The 21,313-nt window shown below is 62.3% G+C and carries 20 protein-coding genes; 12 read left to right on the forward strand and 8 right to left on the reverse strand.

Annotation, left to right across the window (positions count from 1 at the left end; translation table 11 throughout):
• From ACFQJC_RS04495 to ddh, 3 genes are all read left to right on the forward strand, one after another.
• Positions 1–1,698, forward strand: coding sequence for a glycoside hydrolase family 13 protein (locus ACFQJC_RS04495; RefSeq protein ID WP_390222053.1), 1,698 nt, complete (start codon positions 1–3; stop codon positions 1,696–1,698).
• Between the two features lie 193 nt (positions 1,699–1,891).
• The gene (locus ACFQJC_RS04500) at positions 1,892–2,662 is read left to right on the forward strand and encodes a DUF3179 domain-containing (seleno)protein (RefSeq protein ID WP_390222054.1); all 771 of its coding nucleotides are present in this window, start codon (positions 1,892–1,894) and stop codon (positions 2,660–2,662) included.
• An 89-nt stretch (positions 2,663–2,751) separates the two neighbouring features.
• On the forward strand, positions 2,752–3,678 hold the full coding sequence (gene ddh, locus ACFQJC_RS04505) for a D-2-hydroxyacid dehydrogenase (RefSeq protein WP_390222055.1): 927 nt from the start codon (positions 2,752–2,754) through the stop codon (positions 3,676–3,678).
• 16 nt (positions 3,679–3,694) lie between these two features.
• On the opposite strand, the gene engB is transcribed toward ddh, so the two are convergent.
• Both engB and ACFQJC_RS04515 read right to left on the reverse strand, forming a co-directional pair.
• The gene (engB, locus tag ACFQJC_RS04510) at positions 3,695–4,312 is read right to left on the reverse strand and encodes a GTP-binding protein EngB (RefSeq protein WP_390222056.1); all 618 of its coding nucleotides are present in this window, start codon (positions 4,310–4,312) and stop codon (positions 3,695–3,697) included.
• 139 nt (positions 4,313–4,451) lie between these two features.
• Complete coding sequence (locus ACFQJC_RS04515; protein WP_390222057.1) at positions 4,452–4,838, reverse strand: ArsR family transcriptional regulator; 387 nt, start codon at positions 4,836–4,838, stop codon at positions 4,452–4,454.
• Between the two features lie 306 nt (positions 4,839–5,144).
• Between ACFQJC_RS04515 and ACFQJC_RS04520 the strand changes: the two genes are divergently transcribed.
• Positions 5,145–5,810, forward strand: coding sequence for a helix-turn-helix domain-containing protein (locus ACFQJC_RS04520; protein WP_390222058.1), 666 nt, complete (start codon positions 5,145–5,147; stop codon positions 5,808–5,810).
• Positions 5,811–5,816: 6 nt separating this feature from the next.
• Here ACFQJC_RS04520 and ACFQJC_RS04525 read toward each other — a convergent pair whose 3' ends face one another.
• A complete protein-coding gene (locus tag ACFQJC_RS04525; protein ID WP_390222059.1) occupies positions 5,817–6,305 on the reverse strand; it encodes a GNAT family N-acetyltransferase in 489 nt (162 codons plus the stop codon).
• 84 nt (positions 6,306–6,389) lie between these two features.
• On the opposite strand from ACFQJC_RS04525, the gene ACFQJC_RS04530 reads away from it, so the two are divergent.
• The 3 genes from ACFQJC_RS04530 to ACFQJC_RS04540 all read left to right on the forward strand — a co-directional run bounded on the left by ACFQJC_RS04530 (position 6,390) and on the right by ACFQJC_RS04540 (position 9,319).
• Positions 6,390–7,112 (forward strand): 5-formyltetrahydrofolate cyclo-ligase, encoded by a 723-nt coding sequence (locus tag ACFQJC_RS04530; protein ID WP_390222060.1) that lies wholly within the window; start codon positions 6,390–6,392, stop codon positions 7,110–7,112.
• Positions 7,113–7,149: 37 nt separating this feature from the next.
• Complete coding sequence (locus ACFQJC_RS04535) at positions 7,150–8,454, forward strand: TIGR00341 family protein (RefSeq protein WP_390222061.1); 1,305 nt, start codon at positions 7,150–7,152, stop codon at positions 8,452–8,454.
• Between the two features lie 91 nt (positions 8,455–8,545).
• Positions 8,546–9,319, forward strand: coding sequence for an SIMPL domain-containing protein (locus ACFQJC_RS04540; RefSeq protein ID WP_390222062.1), 774 nt, complete (start codon positions 8,546–8,548; stop codon positions 9,317–9,319).
• Positions 9,320–9,346: 27 nt separating this feature from the next.
• On the opposite strand, the gene ACFQJC_RS04545 is transcribed toward ACFQJC_RS04540, so the two are convergent.
• Positions 9,347–11,113 carry a hybrid sensor histidine kinase/response regulator gene (locus tag ACFQJC_RS04545; RefSeq protein ID WP_390222063.1) on the reverse strand — a complete coding sequence of 589 codons (1,767 nt, stop codon included), beginning with the start codon at positions 11,111–11,113 and terminating at the stop codon, positions 9,347–9,349.
• A 159-nt stretch (positions 11,114–11,272) separates the two neighbouring features.
• On the reverse strand, positions 11,273–12,250 hold the full coding sequence (locus ACFQJC_RS04550; RefSeq protein ID WP_390222064.1) for an NOG1 family protein: 978 nt from the start codon (positions 12,248–12,250) through the stop codon (positions 11,273–11,275).
• A gap of 144 nt (positions 12,251–12,394) precedes the next feature.
• Between ACFQJC_RS04550 and ACFQJC_RS04555 the strand changes: the two genes are divergently transcribed.
• Positions 12,395–12,757, forward strand: a complete 363-nt coding sequence (locus tag ACFQJC_RS04555) for a DUF5518 domain-containing protein (protein ID WP_390222065.1) — start codon at positions 12,395–12,397, stop codon at positions 12,755–12,757.
• Positions 12,758–12,849: 92 nt separating this feature from the next.
• On the opposite strand, the gene ACFQJC_RS04560 is transcribed toward ACFQJC_RS04555, so the two are convergent.
• Both ACFQJC_RS04560 and ACFQJC_RS04565 read right to left on the reverse strand, forming a co-directional pair.
• Complete coding sequence (locus ACFQJC_RS04560; protein ID WP_390222066.1) at positions 12,850–13,383, reverse strand: type 1 glutamine amidotransferase domain-containing protein; 534 nt, start codon at positions 13,381–13,383, stop codon at positions 12,850–12,852.
• Between the two features lie 289 nt (positions 13,384–13,672).
• A complete protein-coding gene (locus tag ACFQJC_RS04565) occupies positions 13,673–14,170 on the reverse strand; it encodes a DUF367 family protein (protein ID WP_390222067.1) in 498 nt (165 codons plus the stop codon).
• Between the two features lie 81 nt (positions 14,171–14,251).
• Between ACFQJC_RS04565 and ACFQJC_RS04570 the strand changes: the two genes are divergently transcribed.
• Positions 14,252–14,620, forward strand: coding sequence for a nuclear transport factor 2 family protein (locus ACFQJC_RS04570; RefSeq protein WP_390222068.1), 369 nt, complete (start codon positions 14,252–14,254; stop codon positions 14,618–14,620).
• 18 nt (positions 14,621–14,638) lie between these two features.
• Here the strand turns inward: ACFQJC_RS04570 and serS are convergent, their stop codons facing one another.
• On the reverse strand, positions 14,639–16,018 hold the full coding sequence (gene serS, locus ACFQJC_RS04575; RefSeq protein WP_390222069.1) for a serine--tRNA ligase: 1,380 nt from the start codon (positions 16,016–16,018) through the stop codon (positions 14,639–14,641).
• Positions 16,019–16,117: 99 nt separating this feature from the next.
• Between serS and ACFQJC_RS04580 the strand changes: the two genes are divergently transcribed.
• The 3 genes from ACFQJC_RS04580 (at position 16,118) to ACFQJC_RS04590 (ending at position 21,169) form a co-directional block, all read left to right on the forward strand.
• Complete coding sequence (locus ACFQJC_RS04580) at positions 16,118–17,029, forward strand: MBL fold metallo-hydrolase (RefSeq protein ID WP_390222070.1); 912 nt, start codon at positions 16,118–16,120, stop codon at positions 17,027–17,029.
• 105 nt (positions 17,030–17,134) lie between these two features.
• Complete coding sequence (locus ACFQJC_RS04585) at positions 17,135–19,138, forward strand: AMP-dependent synthetase/ligase (protein WP_390222071.1); 2,004 nt, start codon at positions 17,135–17,137, stop codon at positions 19,136–19,138.
• 123 nt (positions 19,139–19,261) lie between these two features.
• A complete protein-coding gene (locus ACFQJC_RS04590; RefSeq protein ID WP_390222072.1) occupies positions 19,262–21,169 on the forward strand; it encodes a cation:proton antiporter domain-containing protein in 1,908 nt (635 codons plus the stop codon).
• Positions 21,170–21,313 lie beyond the last annotated feature (144 nt).

The following is a 21,313-nucleotide window of genomic DNA, read 5'->3' on the forward strand; positions in this document are numbered from 1 at the left end:
ATGAGCCGCACGGAGGTTCTCGAACAGCCAGACGGGTCGTGGTGGAAAGAAGCGGTCGTCTATCAAATTTACCCACGCAGTTTCAACGATAGCAACAGTGACGGTATCGGCGACATCCCCGGAATCACCGAGAAAGTAGGGTATCTCGACTCGCTAGGTATCGACGTCGTGTGGCTCTGTCCGGTGTACGATTCACCGAACCACGACAACGGCTACGACATCCGAGACTATCGGTCGATAATGAGCGAGTTCGGGACGATGGCCGACTGGGACGCCTTGCTCGACGCGCTGCATGCGCGGGGCATTCGGTTGATTATGGACCTCGTAGTCAACCACACCTCGAACGAACACGAGTGGTTCCAGCGCTCACGACAGCGTGACGGGAAATACGAGGACTACTACTACTGGCGCGATGGGTCACAAGACGAACCACCGAACAACTGGGAATCAATCTTCGGTGGGCCAGCGTGGACGTACGACGAAAAACGCGGGCAGTGGTATCTCCATCTTTTCGACGAGAACCAACCCGACCTTAACTGGCGCAATTCGGATGTCCGTGAAGACATCAAAGAGATGGTCACGTGGTGGTTGGAGAAAGGCATCGACGGGTTCCGAATGGACGCCATCAACTACATCTCGAAAGTCGAAGGTCTCCCGGATGGCGACCGAAGCGAGCGGCTCGTTGGTCACCAGCACTACGCTCACGGACCACGTATCCACGAATATCTCCAAGAGCTCTACGACGACACACTCTCGAACTACGACGTGATGACCGTCGGCGAGATGGGCGGGACGAGTATCGACCAAACAGCGGAGTATCTCGTCGAAGGTAGGAGTGGGTTGGATATGATTTTCCAGTTCAACCACCTCGGCGTCGATGACGGCCCGAACGGTCCATGGAGCCCCGACGGTTGGGGCGAGTGGGACCTCTCAGAGTTCAAGCAAATCGTCTCTCACGCGCAGGAAGAACTCGCCGCGGAGTTCTGGGACTCGATATTCCTCGGAAACCACGACGTCCCTCGAATCGTCTCTCGTTTTGGCGACGACGAAGTGTACCGCGAAGAAAGTGCAACACTCATCGCTACCTTCCTGCTGACGCTTCGAGGAACTCCCTACATATATCAGGGAGAGGAATTCGGTATGACGAACGTCGAATTCGACGCCCTCGAAGAACTCGACGACGTGATGACTATCGGAAAGGTCGAAGAGCTATTCGAGACGGGAAGCATCGACTCGTTCGAGGAGGCTCGTGGTCTCGTCAACTACTGGAGTCGGGACCATGCACGGACGCCGATGCAGTGGTCGGACGCAGCCAATTCTGGCTTTACCGACGGCGAACCGTGGTTCGATGTCAACGACAACTATCGCTTCATCAATGCTGAAGTTGCCCTCAGTAATGGAGATTCCATCTGGCACCACTATCGGTCGCTCATCGACCTTAGACACGAGATTGACACGCTCGTGTATGGCGAATACGAACTCCTACTGCCAGATAACGAACAACTGTACGCGTACACTCGAACGCTGGATGAAGAGCAATTGCTGGTGGTCCTCAACTGGTCGGACGAACCTGCGATATTCACGACTGAAATGGACGCGAGCGATGCCGAGGTACTACTCAGCAACTACGAGAACTCGCCATCTCGGCAATTGGAACGTGAGTTCCAGCCATATGAGGCAGTAATCTATCGACTCTAAGCGGGCAGAGCAAAGTGGACCAGCCTTCTGTCTATTAGTAGAGACGGTGTCTGCCCCACGTATCCCTTTGTGATGAGGGCTTTCGACCGAGCCACCGACTTACAGACAGCGGGCAGCCGCGCTGTTTCTGCCCGGTTTCGAAGACTGAGAGATGACCCGCTGACTATTTGCGACTCCACCACCTGACAACGACATGAACAGAAGGGCCACGTTACGGGTCCTCGGCGCGGCCATCGGTTCGCTCGCAGGGTGTACCGCGTCGAACGTCCGCCCACCGGTTGCAAACCAACCAGCGCCCGGAAACCCCGACCCCATCGTGGGCGCCGGATTTCCGACGACGGTCTGCAACGCGCCGGCGAATCCGGACATCGGGAGTAAGGCCATCGTCACGCCCGCGGCGGGTCCGAATTGGGATGGGCTGACCGTAGACGAGCGGTATCGGTTACGCGGCGAGGGCGAGGCGAAACTCACCGACGAGACGTTCGTCATCGGCGTCGAACGAAACGGTACGGCGCGCGCCTATCCGGTGTCGATTCTGTGGTGGCACCAAATCGTCAACGACACCCTCGACGGCGACCCCCTCATCGTCACCTACTGCCCGCTCTGTCAGACCGGGATGGTCGCACGCCGGATCGTTTCTGGGAATCCGACGACCTTCCGAAACACGGGGCAGTTTTGGCGACCACCGGACCTCTACGTCGGCGCGAGTTTGCAGGAGGGCCGGGCGTTCGCCGCGTCGCCGTATGTTGACGATGCCGAAGTGATATTCGATGGAAATCTCGTCTTGATGGACGACCTGACTGGGAGTTACTGGAGCCAGGTGCTCGCGCGCGGAATCTGTGGGCGACGAGCGGGAACACGGTTGTGGACGCTGACGCCGGACGTGATGACGTGGGGCGAGTGGCGGACAGCAAACACCAACACGGACGTGTTACTGCCGCCGCCGTTGTCGCGTACAGGGTAGCTCGGAGCGCGAACTGCTTCGTCGCTGGAGAAGGCGACGGCATCGCCGCCGACGGAAGGTCCATTGCGTGTGAAACCAAGGGCTGAGGCATGAACATCGAACGAGTCGCCGTAGACGACTCAGTCGCGCTCAGTTTTCCGCCGGCTCTGCTCGTCGAAGCCCTCTCGGACCTCGACGTTCCGGTCGAACTCGTCGATGAGACCGAGTCGTACGGTGCAGGCGACGTCGTCGCATCGTTCGGCCACCGCGACTCGTTTCTCGATGCCGACTGGGTGCACTGCGTCCGGGCGGGATACGACGAGTTCCCGGTCGGCGTCTACGAGGAGGCGGGGACGCGTCTCACCAACAGCACGGGCATCCACGGAACCGCAGTCGGCGAGACGGTCGTGGGCTACATGCTCACCTTCGCCCGACGGTTGCACGCCTACCGCGACAGTCAAACGGCCCGCGAGTGGCGACCGCCTCGCCACGAGGAACCGTTCACCCTCGCCGGAGAACGACTGTGCATCGTCGGTCTCGGCACGCTCGGGCGCGGCATCGCCGAGCGGGCGGCCGCACTCGGCATGGAAGTCGTGGGCGTCCGTCGGTCCGGAGCGTCGGTGGCGAACGTCGAGACGGTGTACACGCCCGACGACCTTTTGGAGGCGATTTCGGACGCGCGATTCGTCGCCCTCGCCACGCCATTGACCCCCGAGACGGAGGGAATGGTCGGGAAGGCGGAGTTCGAAGCGATGCGCGAGGACGCCTATCTCATCAACGTCGCACGGGGGCCAGTCGTCGCGGAGTCGGCGCTCATCGACGCACTCGAAGCCGAGTCGGTCGCGGGCGCGGCACTGGACGTGTTCGACGAGGAACCGCTTCCGGCGGAATCGCCGCTGTGGGAGTTCGAGACTGCCCTCGTCTCTCCGCATTCGAGCGCCGCGACGAACCAGCATCACGAGCGGATTGCTGGGCTCGTCCGTGAGAACGTGGCAAATTTGGAAGCCGGTACAGCACTCCGGAATCGCGTGATTTGACCCGAGGTGCGGGCGCTCAGAGGAACTTGAACAGGTCGTCGCGCTGCTGGTCGTGCAGGTGCGTTCGAAGCGCCTCGGTGAGATTCGAGATGTCGCCGCGTTTGGCCGTTATCGGAGCGATGGTCTCTCGCCACTGCTTCCACGGTGGGAACAGGCCGAGACGGTCACACAGGTCGTTGAGACGTTCGTCTCTGTCACCTACTTTGTCCATCTTGTTGACGGCGACGACGGTGGGGATGTCGAGTTCGTCGAGGAAGTAGAACATCTCCACGTCGTGGGGGATGGAGTCTTCGGTGGTGTGGCGGTCGATGATGTCGATGACGCTCTTGCCATCGACGACGAGGACGGCCGCGAGGATGTCGTCGGCGTTCTCCTCGATGTACCGGACGATGTCGGTCTGGATGGCGTCTTGGGTGTGCGATTCGACGCCGGACATGAACCCGAATCCCGGCAGGTCGGTGAACATGAAGCTCTCGGGTGCCCAGTCGAAGTGATTGGGCGAGCGAGTCACACCGGGTTTCTTGCCAGTCGTGAACTTCGTGTGGCCGGTGAGTTCTCGCATCAACGTGGACTTTCCGACGTTCGACCGCCCGACGAGGACGATTTCGTCGCGGTCCGGTCGGTCTTCGAACATACGCGGGGTTCGGGGCGACGACAGATAAGCGGGGCGAAACTGACGGAAAACGAACTGAGATGGAAGCGGATGGAAGACGAAGGCGGACGGGAGATGAAAATCGGGGAGTTGGCTGGTTTAGGCGCTCCAGACCCGGGACTCAGTCGCTCGGCAGTTGGTCTGTGTTGTCGAGCAAGAGCTGTAACATGGGTTCGATTTCGTGGAAGCGCGGGCCGCGTTCGAGCGCCCACGTCTCACGATTCCAGTAGATGTAGCCCGCCGTGTCGAGTTTGGGCAGGTGGATGTGATACAGTTCCGTTCTGAGTTGTTGTGGATGTTTCCTGCTCCCATTCAGGTCCCGAACCATCCAATCGATTCCTTCTGTGGGACCGAGGAGGACCGCGAGCAGAATCTGTCTCCGGTAGCCATTTGCGAGGCAGGAAAACGTCTCATCGAGACGCACAGAGGGAATCATCTCCATCGTCGCGGCCCCCTGCGGGATTCGAATCGCCTCATCAGTTGCTCGAAAGACGCCGAAGTCGAGCACCGAGGCAGACTCGAACCGCTCGCCCGCGACCGTGAACGGCCGGTTGCCACCACCGTCAACCGACGCTGAATTCGTTGCGAGGTCATCGAGACGGACGCACGCACTGGCATCGGTGCGACGTCTCTCTGGGCCGAAGTTGTTGTTCGATGGCTGTGGGCAGTCACAACGATTCCCTCGCTATTAGTAGCTAGCAGAGGAACCTTGCCGTTCTGCTTTCACACTACTGCTATTCAAAAGCAAATGGCGCACGTGGCTAGCAAATGACACGGCAATTCATTACAGCGGACGACCAACGCTAGGCGAAGGATGGCCGTCATAATCGAATTAACAGTTGATGCCGCCGATTTCGACCTCGGGCAGGTGACAGCGTACGGCGAAAAGGTCGCCATCGAGTTAGAACGGGTCGTTCCAACTGGGGGCGAGGTCATGCCATTCTTTTGGGTGTCTGGTATCGACTTCGACGAGTTTGAACAGACGGTCCGCGCACGCGAACTCGTCGAAGACCTGACACCAATCGCACACATCGGCGACCGTGTGCTCTACCACGTCTCGTGGGGGAGTTCGGTGTCGAGTCTCACCCGTATCCTCATCGAAAGCGAATCGACGATTCTCGAAGCGACGGGGACGACACCGTGGATGTTCCGACTCCGGTTTTCGGACCACACCAACGTCCGAAAGTTCTACTCGCAGTGCCAAGACTCGGGCATCGATATCCACGTCAACCGCGTCTACACGCTCACCGACGAGGACACGAACGTCTATCAGTTCAACATCACGAGCCACCAGCACGAGGCGCTCGTCGCCGCTATCTCGGAGGGGTACTTCAAGGTCCCGCGTGGGACGACGCTCCGAGAAGTCGCCGACCAACTCGAAATCAGTCCGCAGGCCGCCTCAGAGCGGGTCCGTCGTGGGGCCGACAAAGTGCTCCGAAGCGTCCTTCTGAGTGGGTCTGCGATGCATTATTCCGACTGAAGTTCGTCAAACCGACCTGACGAACCGAACCGTCTCGACCGAGGTGCCGTCGTGTGAGCGGCGCGTCGCCACGTCGAATCCGTGCTCCGAGTAGAACGACAGTGCCGAGTCGTCGCCATCGACACAGGAGGCCCACTGCTCGCGTGCGCCATCGACGACCTGTTGTGCGGTCATCGTCTGGAGCAACGCGGTTCGCGCACCCGAACCGAACCACTCGGGATGGACGAACAGCGAGTACACCTCACCGGCGGCCGAATCGGTCATTCCGCCACCGCCCGCTGCGACGATTTCGTCGTCTTCGACGGCGACGACCCACCCGTGCCAGTCGTCCGGGAACCGGACCTCTTTGCGAATCGTGCGCTCGTCGAAGCGGTCGGCGACCACTGCCTCGACGGGGTCCGCTCCGATATCGTGTTCTGACACCCCCTGCCAGTGTTCGGTGCAAATGGTGGCGATAGCAGGTACGTCCGTCTCTCGGGCAGTACGCACGAACATACATGAACATTTGTGAAAGTTCGGTAAAATCGTTTCGTGTGGGACGACCACAGCACAGTAGTTCGCCCGCAGCGAGTGCCGGATATGGAGAAACAAGCCATCCGGGAGCGCGTGTGGGACGCCCTCGAATCGTCGGGCGAGGCGCGCTTTCCGTTCCCGCCTCACGGCCGGATTCCGAACTTCGCCGACGCGCGAGTCGCCGCCGACCGCCTCGCCGAGACGCCCGAGTGGGAGTCGGCGACCACAATCAAAGCGAATCCTGATGCCCCCCAGCTCCCCATTCGACGGCGGGCGCTCCGAGAGGGGAAGACGGTCTACATGGCAGTCCCTCGCCTCCGCGACGAGAACTGTTTCTACGAACTCGACCCCGCGGCACTCGACGACGACGAACTCGACAGCGCACCGACTGTCTCGCACGTCGCCACCTACGCCGAGCAGGTCGGCCCGGACCGACTGCCCGACATCGACCTCGTCGTCTCCGGGTCTGTCGCCGTCACCGAGCGAGGCGCGCGAATCGGAAAAGGCGAGGGCTTTAGCGACCTCGAATACGCAATTCTCGACGGTATCGGTGCCGTCTCCGACGAGACGACGATAGCGACGACGGTCCACGAGTTGCAAGTGTGCGACGACGCACCCGACCCCGACGCGCACGACGTACCGATGGACCTCGTCGTCACCCCCGAACGAACGGTTCGAACAGAGACGCCGTATTCCCGGCCCCACGGCATCGACTGGGACGTGCTGTCGGACGAACAGGTCGAAGAGATGCCCGTCCTCCAGCGACTCTCCGAGACGCGAACCCAGTAGCCCGGGTTTATTTCACACGGGCGAGAGACCACTCTCTGTGCGACTCGTCCAGGTGTTGGTGCCCACCGGCAAGCGAAACGCCGTCGTAGAGACACTCGAAGCCGAGGGTATCGACTACGCAATCTCCGAAGAGACCTCGGGTCGCGGCTTCGCCGCCGTCGTGACGTTCCCGCTCCCAAAGGTGGCCGTCGAACCCGTCTTAGAACACTTGCGAGAGGCTGGTATCGAGCGCGACGCCTACACCGTCGTGACGAACGCCGAGACGGTCGTCTCCAAACGATTCGACGAGTTACAGGAGAAGTACGACGAGTCGGACCGAAACGGCGACCGAATCGCCCGCGAGGAGTTGGCCTCGGCCGCCGACGACCTCGCGCCGTCGATGCGGACGTTCCTCACGATGACGATAATCTCGGTGCTCGTCGCCACCGCAGGACTCCTCCTCGATTCGCCCGCCGTCGTCGTGGGGTCGATGGTCATCGCGCCGCTCATGGGTCCGGCGATGGCCGCCAGCGTCGGCACCGTCGTTGACGACGACAAACTGTTCGTCCGCGGCGTCAAACTGCAGGCCACCGGTGGGTTCGTCGCCGTCTCGGCCGCGACTCTGTTCGCGCTCTTGCTCAAGACGACCGGAGCGGTGCCGTTGTCGGGGGCAGAAGTGTTCGCCATCCCCGAAATCAGCGAGCGACTCTCTCCCGACGTGCTCGCGCTCGTTATCGCCCTCGGCGCGGGTGCCGCGGGCGCGCTGTCGCTCTCGTCCGGAGTCTCGACGGCGCTCGTCGGCGTCATGATCGCCGCGGCGCTGGTGCCGCCGACGGCCGTCGTCGGCATCGGTCTCGCGTGGGGGTCACCCGAGTCCGTCGTCGGGTCGGCGATTCTCGTCCTCGTCAACTTCCTGTCTATCAACTTCGTCGCCATCGCCGTCCTCTGGCAACAGGGCTACCGCCCGGAGCGCTTGTTTCGACGGTCGAACGCGCAGCGGACGACGCTCATTCGGATTACCGCACTCGGGGTCGGCCTGCTCGTCCTCTCGTCGTTCCTCGGCGCGGTGACCTACTCGACCTACCAGAACGCCGGGTTTCAGGCGGACGCACAGGATGTCGTGAGCGACGCGCTCGCCGAGGAGAACGCGCGGTTGCTCTCGATGGACGTGACCTACGGCACCGGCCCGTTGCAGGAACCGGCCGAAGTCGTCGTGACTATCGGCTACGACCCGTGGACCGACCCGCCGCGGGTGACCGACGAGTTGCGAACCAAAATCAACGAGGTTGCGCCGCGCTCGATGACGCCGTGGGACGACGACGAAATCGAGGTCGAAGTGCGGTACGTCGCCGTCTCGACGTGAGAGACGGAACGCCGTAGAGAGCGGCACGAAGGGTACAATCGCTCTTTGTCTCTACACTGTGTTGATTATCTCATCCGTCGTTGACTGTAGCATGAAACGACAGTTCATCGCACCGCTCCTTCTCGCAGGGCTGGTTCTCATGGCGGGATGCCTCTCCGCACCCCTCCAGAGCACGCCCGGCGCGAGCACCGACGGCGACACCACCCCGACTATCACCACCTCCGGCGTCGGCGAAGTCACGACCGAGGCCGACCTCGCGGTCATCTATCTCAGCGTGACCGCCACCGCTGAATCCGCGGACGACGCCCGCGGGATGGTCGCCGAAGACGTCGCCGCCGTTCGCTCGGCACTCACCGACGCGGGCGTCGCTGACGAAGACATTCAGACGACCGGCTTCAACATCTGGCCCGAGTACCGCTACGGCGAACGCCAGGAACTCGTCGGCTACCGCGCCACCCACACGATGAAAGTCGAAGTCGCCCCCGACCAGGCCGGTGAGGTCATCGACCTCGCCGTCGGCGCAGGCTCGACCAGCACCGCTGGCGAGCAGTTCACCCGCGCGATTCAGGTCCAGAACGTCCAGTTCACGCTGACCGAGGAACGCCGCGACGAACTCCGCTCGGAAGCCCTGCAGAACGCCGTTGCGAACGCCCGCGCTGACGCCGACAGCATCGCCGACGCGGCGAACGTCCAAATCACGGGCGTCCAGCAGGCATCGACCGCCAACGGCTACGCTCCTTCGCCGTACTACCAAGTCGAGTTCGCCGAGGACGCCGCCGCTCGGAGCGGCGGTGCACCGACCGAACTCTCACCCGGTCCCGTGACGGTTCGCGCAACCGTCAACATGGTGTACACTATCGAGTGAACCGCGGCCGACACGGCGAACGGTCGCTCAACACCCACTGAACTCGAACCGCGCGCCGCCGTTGACGCTGGCCGATACGTCGATAGACCAACCGTGGGCGGACGCGATTTCGCGGACGATGCTCAGACCAAGACCGGTCCCCTCGGTGGAGGTCGTATAGCCCGCATCGAACAGGTTTTCGCGGTCGCCCTCCGGAATCCCAGTCCCGTCGTCGGCGACACAGAACCCGTGGTCGGTGTCTGAGACGGTGATGGTCACCTCGTCACCGCCGTGCTGAATCGCGTTTCGAAAGAGGTTCTCGAAGAGTTGTTGAAGCCGAGTGAAGTCCGCTTCGACGATGCGCTCTGTCGAGACGTCGATATCTGCGTCCTCTCTCGCCACGTTGTTCCACGTTCGTTCGACGACGTCGGCGAGTTCGATTCGCTCTCTACTTCCGATTTCGTTGCCGTTGCGTGCCAGCGTCAGCAGGTCGTCGATGAGTATCGAAATTCGGTCGTGGGCGCGCTCGACGGCGTGGAGGTGGTCACACTCGTACGACTCCATCGCCAGTTCGAGGTGCCCCGTCGCAACCGCCAGCGGGCTTTGTAAGTCGTGGCTCACGACGCTCGCAAACTCGTCGAGCAAGTCTCGCTCGTTGCGGAGGTTCTCGACGCGACTCACCCGGTCGGTGATATCCCGAAGAACGCCCGCAGTCCCTCGGAATTCCTCCTCGAATGGGAGGAGTGACATGTGATTTTCACAGAGGACCTCGTCACCGCTTGCGGTCTCGAGCGCCAACTCGAACTTGCCGTGTTCCGCATCGGACGACAGGAGGTGCTTGACGAGTCGTTCTCCCTCTTCGACGTTGTTCACTCCCATGACTTTCGAGACGTGCGAGCCGAGAATCGACTCCTCGTCGTACCCCATCAACTCGACGAACGCGGTGTTGACGCTGGTGAAGCGCCCGAATTTGTCCAGCGTGTAAATCGGGTCGCCGGAGGCTTCGACCATCGTCTCGTAGCGCTCCAATCGGCGCTTGTCGGCCCGCATCTCGGTGATGTCTCTGGCGAATCCGACGATGCGGCGCACCTCACCGTCTTCGTCGAACACGGGTTGTCCCTGAACCCACACCCGTCGTGAGAACTCCTCTTCGGCGTTGACGCGATATTCGGTGTCGGTCGGTTCGCCGCTGGCGAGTCGGGCCATCGCCTCGCGTACCTTGTCTCGGTCGTTGGGATGTATTCCCTCCATGAAGGACTCAGAGTTGGCGTAGAGTTCGGAGATTTCTCGCCCCCAGACCTCCTGGTACGGCGAGTTGATGAAGAGGAGTTCGGACCAGTCGCCGGTGAACATCCAGAGGATATCGTTCGTGTTCTCGGCGAGCAATTGGAGTTGGCGCTCGGTCTCTGCGGCCCGCTGGGTCGCACGGTACTGTTCGACGACGTTGACGATACGGTTTGCCAGAATTTCGTACTGGCTCGTCCCAGAGTCCTTTTGCAGATAGTCGGTCACGCCGGCGGTGATAGCCTTGCTTGCGACTTCCTCCGACCCCTTTCCGGTAAAGAGAATAAACGGAATCGAAGGGAACGACTGTCGAACCCCCTTGAGGAACTCGATTCCGTCGGTATCGGGCATCTCGTAGTCCGAAACGATACAGTGAAACACCTCGTCTTGCAGTCGCTCCAGCCCCTCAGTAGCCGTCGAAACGGCTTCGACGTCGAGGACGGCGTCCTCGCGTTCCAGAAACGTCGCAGTCAGTTCTGCGAACGCCGGGTCGTCGTCCAGATGGAGGACCCGTATCTCGTCGAGCACCATCAGCCTACCCGACGGTGGTGGTAGAATAATACATAAACGTTTCTTCCCAATTATTGCTGGCGAATCCCAAGCCGGAGTGGTCGCCAAAAGAACAATCGAGGAGGGTTCTGACAGATACCTCAGCAAATGCCGAATCCACGAGTGGGGGTGCCGACCCGGTTACTCGTTCCGCGACGGCGGCAAGTCCGTCTCGAATTCGACGGCGTCGGCGAGTGCATCGAGCACTTCCTCGACGTTCTCGCCCGTCTCGACGCTCATATAGAGGTCGGCCTCTACGTCGGTCGAGCGGTCGCTCTTGTTACAGACCGTGATGACCGGAATGTCGCGCTGTTCGAAGCGAGCCTTGACGGCGTCCCGGAGTTCGAGTTGCGCGTCGATTGGGTAGCCGCACTCCCCGCTCGCGTCCACGACGAACAGGACGCCGTCGGCGAGGTGTTCGATCGCGCTGACGGCCTGCTTCTCGATGTCGTTGCGCTCGTCTTCGGGTCGGTCGAGCAGCCCCGGCGTGTCGATAATCTGGTAGCGAATCCGGTCGCGCTCGAAGTGGCCAATTTGGACGCCCTTCGTCGTGAACGGATAGCGAGCGATTTCGTTCGAGGCGCGGGTCACGTCGTTGACGAACGACGACTTGCCGACGTTCGGGTAGCCGGCGACGACGAGTGCGGGTTCGTCGGGGCGAATATCAGGGAGGTCCTTGAGCGCGTCGCGGGCGGCACCGATTTCGAGCAGGTCGTCTTCGACCTGTTCGACGATGTTCGCCATGCGGGCAAAGGCCTGCTTTCGGTGTTTTCGCGCGGTGTCGGCGTCCGTGCGGCGGAGCTTCGACTGGTACTCGCGGGCGACGTTGTCGATGGTCCGCGAGGCCCACATCACCTGCGAGAGGGCCTGTCGAAGCGAGTCCACGTCCACGATGGCGTCGGCGAGTTCGTAGTAGAACGGGTCTACGAGTTCGAAGTCGGGCCACTCGACGACGACGTTTTCGAGGTTGTCCGAGAGGATGTTCGACGCCGTCTGGAGCATCGACTGCTGAGCCTCCAGTTTGTCCTGTTTCGCTCGCCCCGAGCGCGCGGCCCGCGAGAAGGCCTTGTCGATGAGTTCGTCCGACCGGGGCGTGGTCGGGAGAGACTCGAAAATCATTGTACACGGATACTCGACCGAACCGTAAAAGCCCGTTCGTTTGGTTCTCGGCGTTTCGTGCCCCGGTTTACCACGGTTCCGCTTCGCCACGACACGGTCCCGCTTCGCCACGAAACTCATACGTCGCGGCGACGTACGACGGGTATGGTAGATTGGAAAGCAGTCGCTGTCGGCTTCGTCGTCATCGTCGTCGCCGGTATCGTCGGGTTCTCGGTGCCCATCTTAGGCCACGCCGTCGCCGGACTCGTCGGTGGATTCGCGGCGGGCTATCTCGCCGGTGGCTCGCTCGAAAACGGTGCGTGGAACGGTCTCATCGCCGGGTCGATTTCGGGCGTCATCGTGACGCTCATCGCCGCGCTCATCGGCGGCGCACTCGGTCTCGCTGCCGGCCCACTCGGGAGCCTCGTCGGCGGGTTCGGCGTGCTCGCTATCGGCATCTTCCTGACTCTCATTTTCGCGCTCGACAGCGCGCTTGGGGGTGCGGTTGGGGCGTGGGCGAAAGCGTGAACGTGACGGTTTGGTGGAGTGCTGTTCTCGGTTAGTGATAGTTTGTGAAGGGCACGCCGAATACGGCGTGCATAGTTCGGTGGGAACGGTTCCTAAGCGGGGTGCTCGGCCAGTGCGTCCACCAGGACACGGCAGTAATCGGGGATGTCCTCGACGACGCGTCCCCAGACGATGTTGCCGTCGCGGAACGCCGGTTTATCGACCCAGGTCGCGCCGGCGTTTATCAGGTCGTCCTTGATGCCCAGCGAACCCGTCGCGTTCGAGCCTTCGACGATGCCGGCGGAGATGCCGACCAGCCCGGCGTGACAGATCAACCCGACGATTTTGTCGTCCTCGTAGACGTCCCGGACGAGGTCGAGCACCGACTGGTCGCGGCGAATCTTGTCTGGCGTCCAGCCGCCGGGGACGAGGACCGCGTCTACCGCCGCCGGGTCGATCTCCTCGGCCGCGAGTTCGGTCTCGGCGGTGAGTCCACCGCTCTTTCCCGTGTACTCCACACCGGCGTCCATGCCGACGACGTCGATCTGTGCCCCTTCCTCTTTCATGCGCATGTAGACGGCCCAGAACTCCAGGTCCTCGAAACCGGGTCCGACCAACATGGCGATTCGTTTGTCTTCCAGTTTCATGTCGGATCACCGTTGGGAGTAGAACCAGACGCGCCGGACGTGCACCGCCCACGTCGGCCCCGTCCGGTCGATGCCCAACCGTACGTCGGAATAGGCCGCATTTCGGCATAGTCTTTTTTCAGCCTGACGAGAGAATACGCCGGCGCTGTCACGCTTTCGTCTCGTAGCTACGGACCGATGAATGGCCGTTTGCTGAACACAGCCGCTCCACTCGGCACGACGTACCCGTCAAAATAAGAGAATTCCAACAGCGCCAGAAGGAATTCCAACAACGCCAGCAGACCGTACTTCACTCCGCGCGGTCCAGATACTCCTGTTGAATCTCGATAATCTCGGTCGAATCCTCGCACTCCGAGTAGCGCCGCAGCGGTTCCTCGTTGAGTTCGAGGAAGGTGTGGCCCCAGTTGAATTTGGACAGGATTTCCTCTGCGTGCTCCTTCGCGCCGAAGATCACCAGCGCCGCGGCCAGCGCCTCCACGGTCGTGAGTTGCATCGGCCGTCCGAAATTCACGGGGTTGGCGGCGACGAGATACGGGAGCGCCCGGTGCTCGCCGGGAAGCGAGAACATGGCTTCGCCCGCCGATTCCCACGAGCAGTCGAGGGCGACGAGCGCCCCCGAATCCTTGTCGGCGGGCGAGAGCGCCTTCTCCGCGTGGGGGTTGAGGACGACGCCGTAGGGTGTCGCACGGTCCGACCGGTGGAGCGCCGCGAGGTCGAATCGGTCGAGTTTCTTCGCGGTACACTTTTTCGGGTCGTCGTCGCCCTCGTATCGAACGTGCAGGTCCACGGCCGAGATATGGGTGTCCGAGCAAAAAGCGTCCCGAACGGTGGGCACGAGATTCTTGGCGCTTCGGTTCGCAGTCCGTGTGTGGACTCCGAGTTGACCGACCTCGCTCGACGCTACTACGAGGCAATCGACGACAAGCGGTACGACGACTTGCGCGCCGTACTCGCACCCGAGTTCGTCCAGTATCGCGGCGACATGACCTTGGACGGGCGCGACGAGTTCGTCTCGTTCATGCGCGAGGACCGCCCGAACAAAGAGACGAGTCACGTCCTCGACGGAATCGAGACGACGAGTGGAACCAAAGGCGACGAAGGCGAGACCGAAGTCGTCGTCGAAGGGCGCTTGCTCGATGCCGATGGAGAGGTGATGTTCGGCTTTCGGGACCGGTTCCGAGTCGAACACGGTCAGCTTGCGGAGTTGAAGACGGTCGCGCGGCCGGTCGAGAACTGAGAAAAACGAAGTCGAGAGTTATTCTTTCTTGCCAGCGCCGACGGCGGCCTCGCCGACCGGTTCGTGGCCCTCGATGACTTCCAGACCGCCCATGTACGGCTGGAGGACTTCGGGTACGTCCACCGTACCGTCCTCGTTCTGGTAGTATTCGAGGAGGGCGACCATGATGCGACCCACGGCGGTGCCCGACGCGTTGAGCGTGTGGAGGTACTCGGCCGACTCGTGGCGCTCGGGGCGGTAGCGAAGGCCGGCGCGGCGGGCCTGGAAGTCCTCGAAGTTCGAGGCCGACGAGACTTCGAGCCACCGGCCACCTTGCTCTGGCGCGTTGTCCGACTCGGTGCCGGGTGCCCAGACTTCGAGGTCGTACGTCTTCGCCGAGGCGAACGTCAGGTCGCCCGTGCAGAGCGAGAGAACGCGGTACGGGAGTCCGAGTCGGTCGAGGACTTCGGCGGCCTCGTCGAGGAGCGCTTCGAGGCGGTCGTAGCTGTCTTCGGGTTCGACGAAGTTGACGAGTTCGACCTTGTTGAACTGGTGGACGCGGACGATGCCGCGGGTTTCGGTGCCGTGTTCGCCCGCTTCGCGGCGGAAGTTCGGCGTGTACGCCTGATGCTTGAGCGGCAGGTCCTCTTTGAGGAGGATGTCGTCGGCGTACATGTTCGTGACCGGCACTTCGGCGGTGGGACAGAGCCACAGGTCGTCGTCCTCGTAGCCCTCGGTCTCCGAGCCACCGATTCGGTAGGCGTCTTCCGCGAACTTCGGGAGTTGGCCGGTGCCGACCATCGAGGTGGTCTTGACGGGGACCGGCGGGAAGATATCGACGTAGTCCTGTTCGCGGTGCACGTCGAGCATGAACTGAATCAGGGCGTGTTCGAGCATCGCGCCCTCGCCTTTCAGGAAGTAGAAGCCCGACCCCGTGGTCTTCGCGCCGCGTGCCTCGTCGATGATGTCGAGGCGCTCGCCGAGTTCGTAGTGGGGCGTGACCTCGTCGGGGAGTTCCCGCAGGTCGTCGAAGCCGACGCGTCGGACCTCCTCGTTGTCCGATTCGTCAGCGCCGACCGGGACCGACTCGTTCGGGATGTTGGGGAGTTCGAGCAGGCGCTCGTCGAGTTCCGCTTCGAGTTGGTCGGCGCGGGTTTCGAGTTCCTGTAACTCCTCTTTGAGTTCGCTCGACCGGTCGATAGCGGCCTGCGCTTCCTCGTCTTTGCCCTCCTGCTTCAGGGTTCCAATCTTCTGGCTGACCTCGTTGCGCTCGTGGCGCAGGTCGTCGCCCGTCGCCTTCAGCGAGCGCCACTCGTCGTAGACGTCGATGAGATGGTCGAGGTCCACGTCGGCACCGCGCGCATCCAGCGCGTCACGGAGTCGCTCCGGTTCGTCGCGGAGCAGTTTCCTGTCAATCATTGCTCCGTGCTACAAGGGAAAGCGGGAAAATCGTATCGCATCGCCCCGTCGATTCGAATCCGACCGAACGCTTTTGTCGTCGGCAAACCGCCGTCTACCATGGCGATTGGCGACGTCGAACGTCTTCCGGGGAGCACGGACATCTACTACGTGGATACGGGCATGTACGAGGTCGAAAAGTACGGCTCGGTCTACCTCATCGACGCCGAGAGACCGGCGCTCATCGACACCGGCATCGCGGCCGACCGCGAGCACGTCTTCGGCATGCTCGACGAAGTCGGCATCGACGACCTGGCGTACATCCTGCCGACGCACATCCACCTCGACCACGCCGGCGGGGCGGGCTATCTCGCGGAGGAGTTCCCCGACGCGACGGTCATGGTCCACGAAATCGGTGCGCCGCACCTCGTTGACCCGACGCGACTCGTCGAAGGAACGAAGGCCGCCGTCGAGGACCAGTGGCGGTTCTACGACGAACCCATCCCAATCGACGAATCGCGTATCGAGTCACTCACCGGCGGCGAGGAGATCGACCTCGGCGACCGAACGCTCTCGGTCCACCACGCCCCCGGCCACGCCCCGCATCAGGTGATGTACCACGACGACGGCGACGACGTGCTGTTCGTCGGCGACGCGATGGGTATCTGGGAACCGAAGACCGAGACGATTCGACAGACCTCACCGCCTTCGCAGTTCCACTTGCAGAAGGCACTCGACGACGTGCGAACCGTCGAGGAAATCGACCCCGAGGTGGTCTGTTTCGGTCACTTCGGGCCGAAGGAGTACACCGAGGAAGTCGCGGCCGAGTACAAACGCGTCCTCGTGGAGTGGGTCGAAGCGATTCGCCAGAAGCGCGAGGAACTCGGTGGCGACGACGAGGCCGTCATCCAGCACTTCGTCGAGCACACGAACATGGACGAGGTCTGGGGGTCGAGAAAGGCCAGCGACGAGGAGCGTCTGAACACCCGCGGCGTCCTCGGCTATCTGGACTACATCTCGCGCGACGAGTAGTCAGGAACTCGAATCGGCACTCGAATCGCGTTCTGTCCCCCGAATTCTCCATTTGAACCTTCCCAACGTACATAGTTTTAAATGTTGAATTAGAACTAACAGGTCATGGATTGGCGGGACGCGGAGGCGACGTTCGAAGACCCGGTTCTCGAACGAACGACGCTTCCACAGATGTTCGAACAGAGCGCAGACCGAAACGCCGAGCGAAGTGCACAGCGATACAAAGGGGGAATCTACGACCGCTCGCTCGTCAGTGCGGGCATCCTGCCCGCCGCACCGAGTGGGGACTACGCCGAGATTACGTACGAACAGATGCAGCGTATCGTCCGTAACCTCGCCGCTGGCTTCCGCGACCTCGGCGTGGGTGCCGGCGACCGCGTGGGAATCTTCGCCCACACGCGCATGGAATGGGCACAGACCGATTTCGCCCTGCTCGCCGCCGGCGGGGTCGTCACGACCGTCTACACGTCGTCGTCGGAACGACAGGTGCAGTATCTTCTCTCCGACCCCGACGCCAGTGGGGTCGTCGTCGAGAATCAGGAACTGCTGGACCGAACCGTCGCGGTCGAAGGCGACCTCGACCTCGAATTCATCGTCGTGATGGACGACTACGAGGGCTACGACGACCGCGACGACGTTCTGAGTCTGGGCGAACTCCACGAACGCGGGAAGGAAATCTTCGACCTCGACACCTACGAGTCGTGGCTCGAATCGCGCGACGTGGACGACCTCGCCAGCCTCATCTACACGTCCGGGACGACGGGCCAACCGAAGGGCGTCCAACTCACGCACTGGAACTTCCGGTCGAACGTGAACGAGAGCTATCGACGCTTCGGCCCGCGCCCCGACAAGACCGGCGTGCCAATCATCGACCACGATACGGTGGCGCTGTCGTTCCTGCCGCTCGCACACGTCTTCGAGCGTATGGCAGGCCACTTCATGATGTTCGCCGCGGGCGCGACGGTCGCCTACGCGGAGAGTCCGGACACGCTCCGAGAGGACTTCCAACTCGTTCGACCGACCTCCTGTACGAGCGTCCCGCGGGTCTACGAGAAACTCTACGACGCGATTCGAACGCAGGCGAGCGAATCACCGGTGAAAAAGCGAATCTTCCAGTGGGCCGTCGGCGTCGGCCAAGCGTATCACACGACCGATTCGCCGGGCGTCCTGCTCGAAGCGAAGCGCGCAGTCGCCGACCGCCTCGTCTTCCAACAAGTTCGTGAGGCAATCGGCGGGAACATCGAGTTCTTCCTCAGCGGTGGCGGCAGTCTCTCGGCCGAGTTGTGCGCGCTCTATCACGGGATGGACCTGCCGATTTTGGAGGGGTACGGCCTGACCGAAACCTCCCCGGTCATCTCCGTGAACCCACCCGAAGAACCGAAGGTCGGGACGATTGGCTACCCGCTCCGCGACGTGGAACTCGAACTCGATACGACCGTCGTCGGCGACGAACTCGGCGCGGCGGGCGGCGACGTGGGCGAACTCCTCGTTCGTGGCCCGAACGTGACACAGGGGTACTGGAACAGACCCGACGAGACGGAGGCCGCGTTCGTCACGGACGACGAGGGAACGCGCTGGTTCCGAACCGGCGACGTGGTGGAACTCCGGCCCGACGGCTACATCACCTTCCGCGAGCGTGCGAAGCAGATTCTCGTCCTCTCGACGGGTAAGAACGTCGCACCCGGTCCCATCGAGGACGCCTACGCCTCGTCGGAGGTCGTCGAGCAGTGTATGGTGCTCGGCGACGGACGGCGCTTCATCTCGGCGCTCATCGTCCCGAGTTTCGAGGGCATCCGCTCGTGGGCCGAGAGCGAGGGAATCGACCTCCCGGACGAACCGAAAGCGATCTGCCGCGACGAACGCGTCCGCGAGCGAATTCAGGCAGAGATCGACCGTGCGAACGAGAACTTCGAGTCCTACGAGCAGATCAAACAGTTCCGCCTCCTGCCCGAGGAGTTCAACGAGAACAACGACCTGATGACGCCGACGATGAAGAAGAAACGCCGGAACATCCTCGACCGCTACGCCGACGAGGTGAACCTCATCTACGACGAAGAGGCGGCCGCCGAGAAAGAGCGAACTCGCGGCGGCGCTGCGGCCCCGCAGTAGAAGCGTGTATGAGACCCCTTTCGAGGGAGCGAACCACGGATTCCTCTCGTACGGGACCCGCGTCCGAAGTGTCTGCTTTTATCTTCTATGGACTCATGGCCAGAAACAATGGAGGCGAGATAAGTGGCCGCCGCTGGAGGAGCGAACCTCATCCCGCTCGTGGCTGCGATTATCGGCATCGGCGTCATCGCGCAGGTGCTCTCGGACCGATTCCAGGTCCCGAGCGTCGTATTTCTCATCGCGTTCGGGATTCTTCTCGGACCGGAAGTTCTCGGTGTCATCTCACCGGACTCGTTCGGGAACGCACTACAGGCAATCGTCGGTCTCTCGGTGGCGATTATCGTGTTCGAGGGTGCGTTCCACCTGCGTATTGGAAAGCTTCGGGAAGCACCGGCGGCGACGCTCCGACTCGTAACCGTCGGGGCGGTCATCGCCTTCGTCGGAACGGGTATCGCCGTCCACTTCGCACTCGGCGCGTCGTGGGCGGTGTCGTTCCTCGTCGGCGCACTGCTCGTCGCCACGGGACCGACCGTCATCGCACCGATTCTCGAAGTCGTCCCCGTACGTGACCGCGTCGGGGCCGCCCTCGACACGGAAGGTATCGTCAACGACGTGACCGCGGCAATCGTCGCCGTCGTCATCTTCGAGGCCATCCTCGAAGGCGTCAGCAGTCCCAACGCGCTCGTGACGCTGTTCGCCGAACGCCTCGGCGTCGGCGTCATCGTTGGCGCAATCGTCGCCGGGTTCCTGTACTACTCGCTCCGGTACGTTGACCTCTCACCCGGCAACGCGCCGCAGAACGCCCGCTTACTCGTTCTCGCCGGGGCACTCGTGGCGTACGGAGCGGCCGACTTCATCGCCGCCGAAGCGGGTGTCGCCGCCGTCGCAACCGCCGGGATTCTCCTCGGCAACGCCGACGTTCCCTACGAAGAGGAGATTTCGGCGTTCAAAGGCGACATCACGTTGCTCGTCCTCTCCTTCGTCTTCATCGCCCTCGCGGCGCTGTTGGACTTCGAGAACCTCCTCGCGCTCGGCGCTGGCGGTCTGTTGGTCGTCGCCGCCGTCGCGCTGGTCATCCGCCCGCTGCTCGTGTTCATCTCGACGCGCGGCGACCGCTTTACTCGCGGTGAGAAACTCTTCATGAGCTTCGTCGGCCCGCGCGGGATTATCCCCGCCTCGGTTGCGACGTTGTTCGCCATCGCGTTCCGCGAGCGCGCCTCGGAACTCGCCGCCGAAGGTCTCACGCAGCAAGCCGCCGCCCTCAATCAGAGCGCCTCGATAGTCGTCGGAACGGTGTTCCTCGTCATCCTCATCACCGTCGTCTTCGAGGCCGGTCTCGCCCGCAGAATAGCAGAATACCTCGACGTCATCCCCATGCGTGTACTCATCATCGGAGGCGGAAAGGTGGGCCGAACGCTCGCCGAACGCCTCGCCGACCGCGGAGAAAACGTGGTCCTCATCGAGCAGGACCAAGAAGTCGTACAGACAGCCAGAAATCAAGGGTTCACCGTCCACCACGGCGACGGCACCGACACGGACGTACTCAGGTCCGCCGGGGCCGCGAACGCGAAAGTCGTCGTCGCCGCCACCGGTGACGACGACGTGAACCTCCTCGTGGCGCAACTCGCCAGTTCGAAGTTCGACCCCGAGAGCGTCCTCGCGCGGGCGAACAACCCCGACAACGTGGACGCCTTCGAGGACCTCGGTGTCCGCACCATCTCCTCGACTATCGCCACCGCACAGGCGATGGACAACTACATCGAGCGCCCCTCGATGTCCAACTGGATGGGCGAAATCGGCCGCACCGGCGACGTACAGGAGATAGAGGTCACCTCCGAGAGCCTCGCCGGCAAGCAGATTCGTGAAGTCGGCCCGGAACTCCCCGACGGATGTCTCATCACCCTTGTCTCCCGCAACGGCGATACGAGCGTTCCGAGCGCGGACTTCACCCTCCAGAAGGGAGACCGAATCACCATCATCGGCGAGCGCGACGCCGTCCGGAAGGCCGAAAAACTCGTCTGCGAAGAGTAGAGCGAACCTCGACCATCTCGCGCACATCCGCGTCGCTGACTGCGTCGGCGCGTGAATCGGGGGACTCTGTCGTCATACGCGTACTCTCGAACGAACGTGTAGAAGTGTTGTGGTGACGACGTGTTCGGGGGCACGCGAACACTA

The organism is Haloferax namakaokahaiae (genome assembly GCF_042663225.1).
In the GTDB taxonomy this organism is placed as follows: Archaea; Halobacteriota; Halobacteria; order Halobacteriales; family Haloferacaceae; genus Haloferax; species Haloferax namakaokahaiae.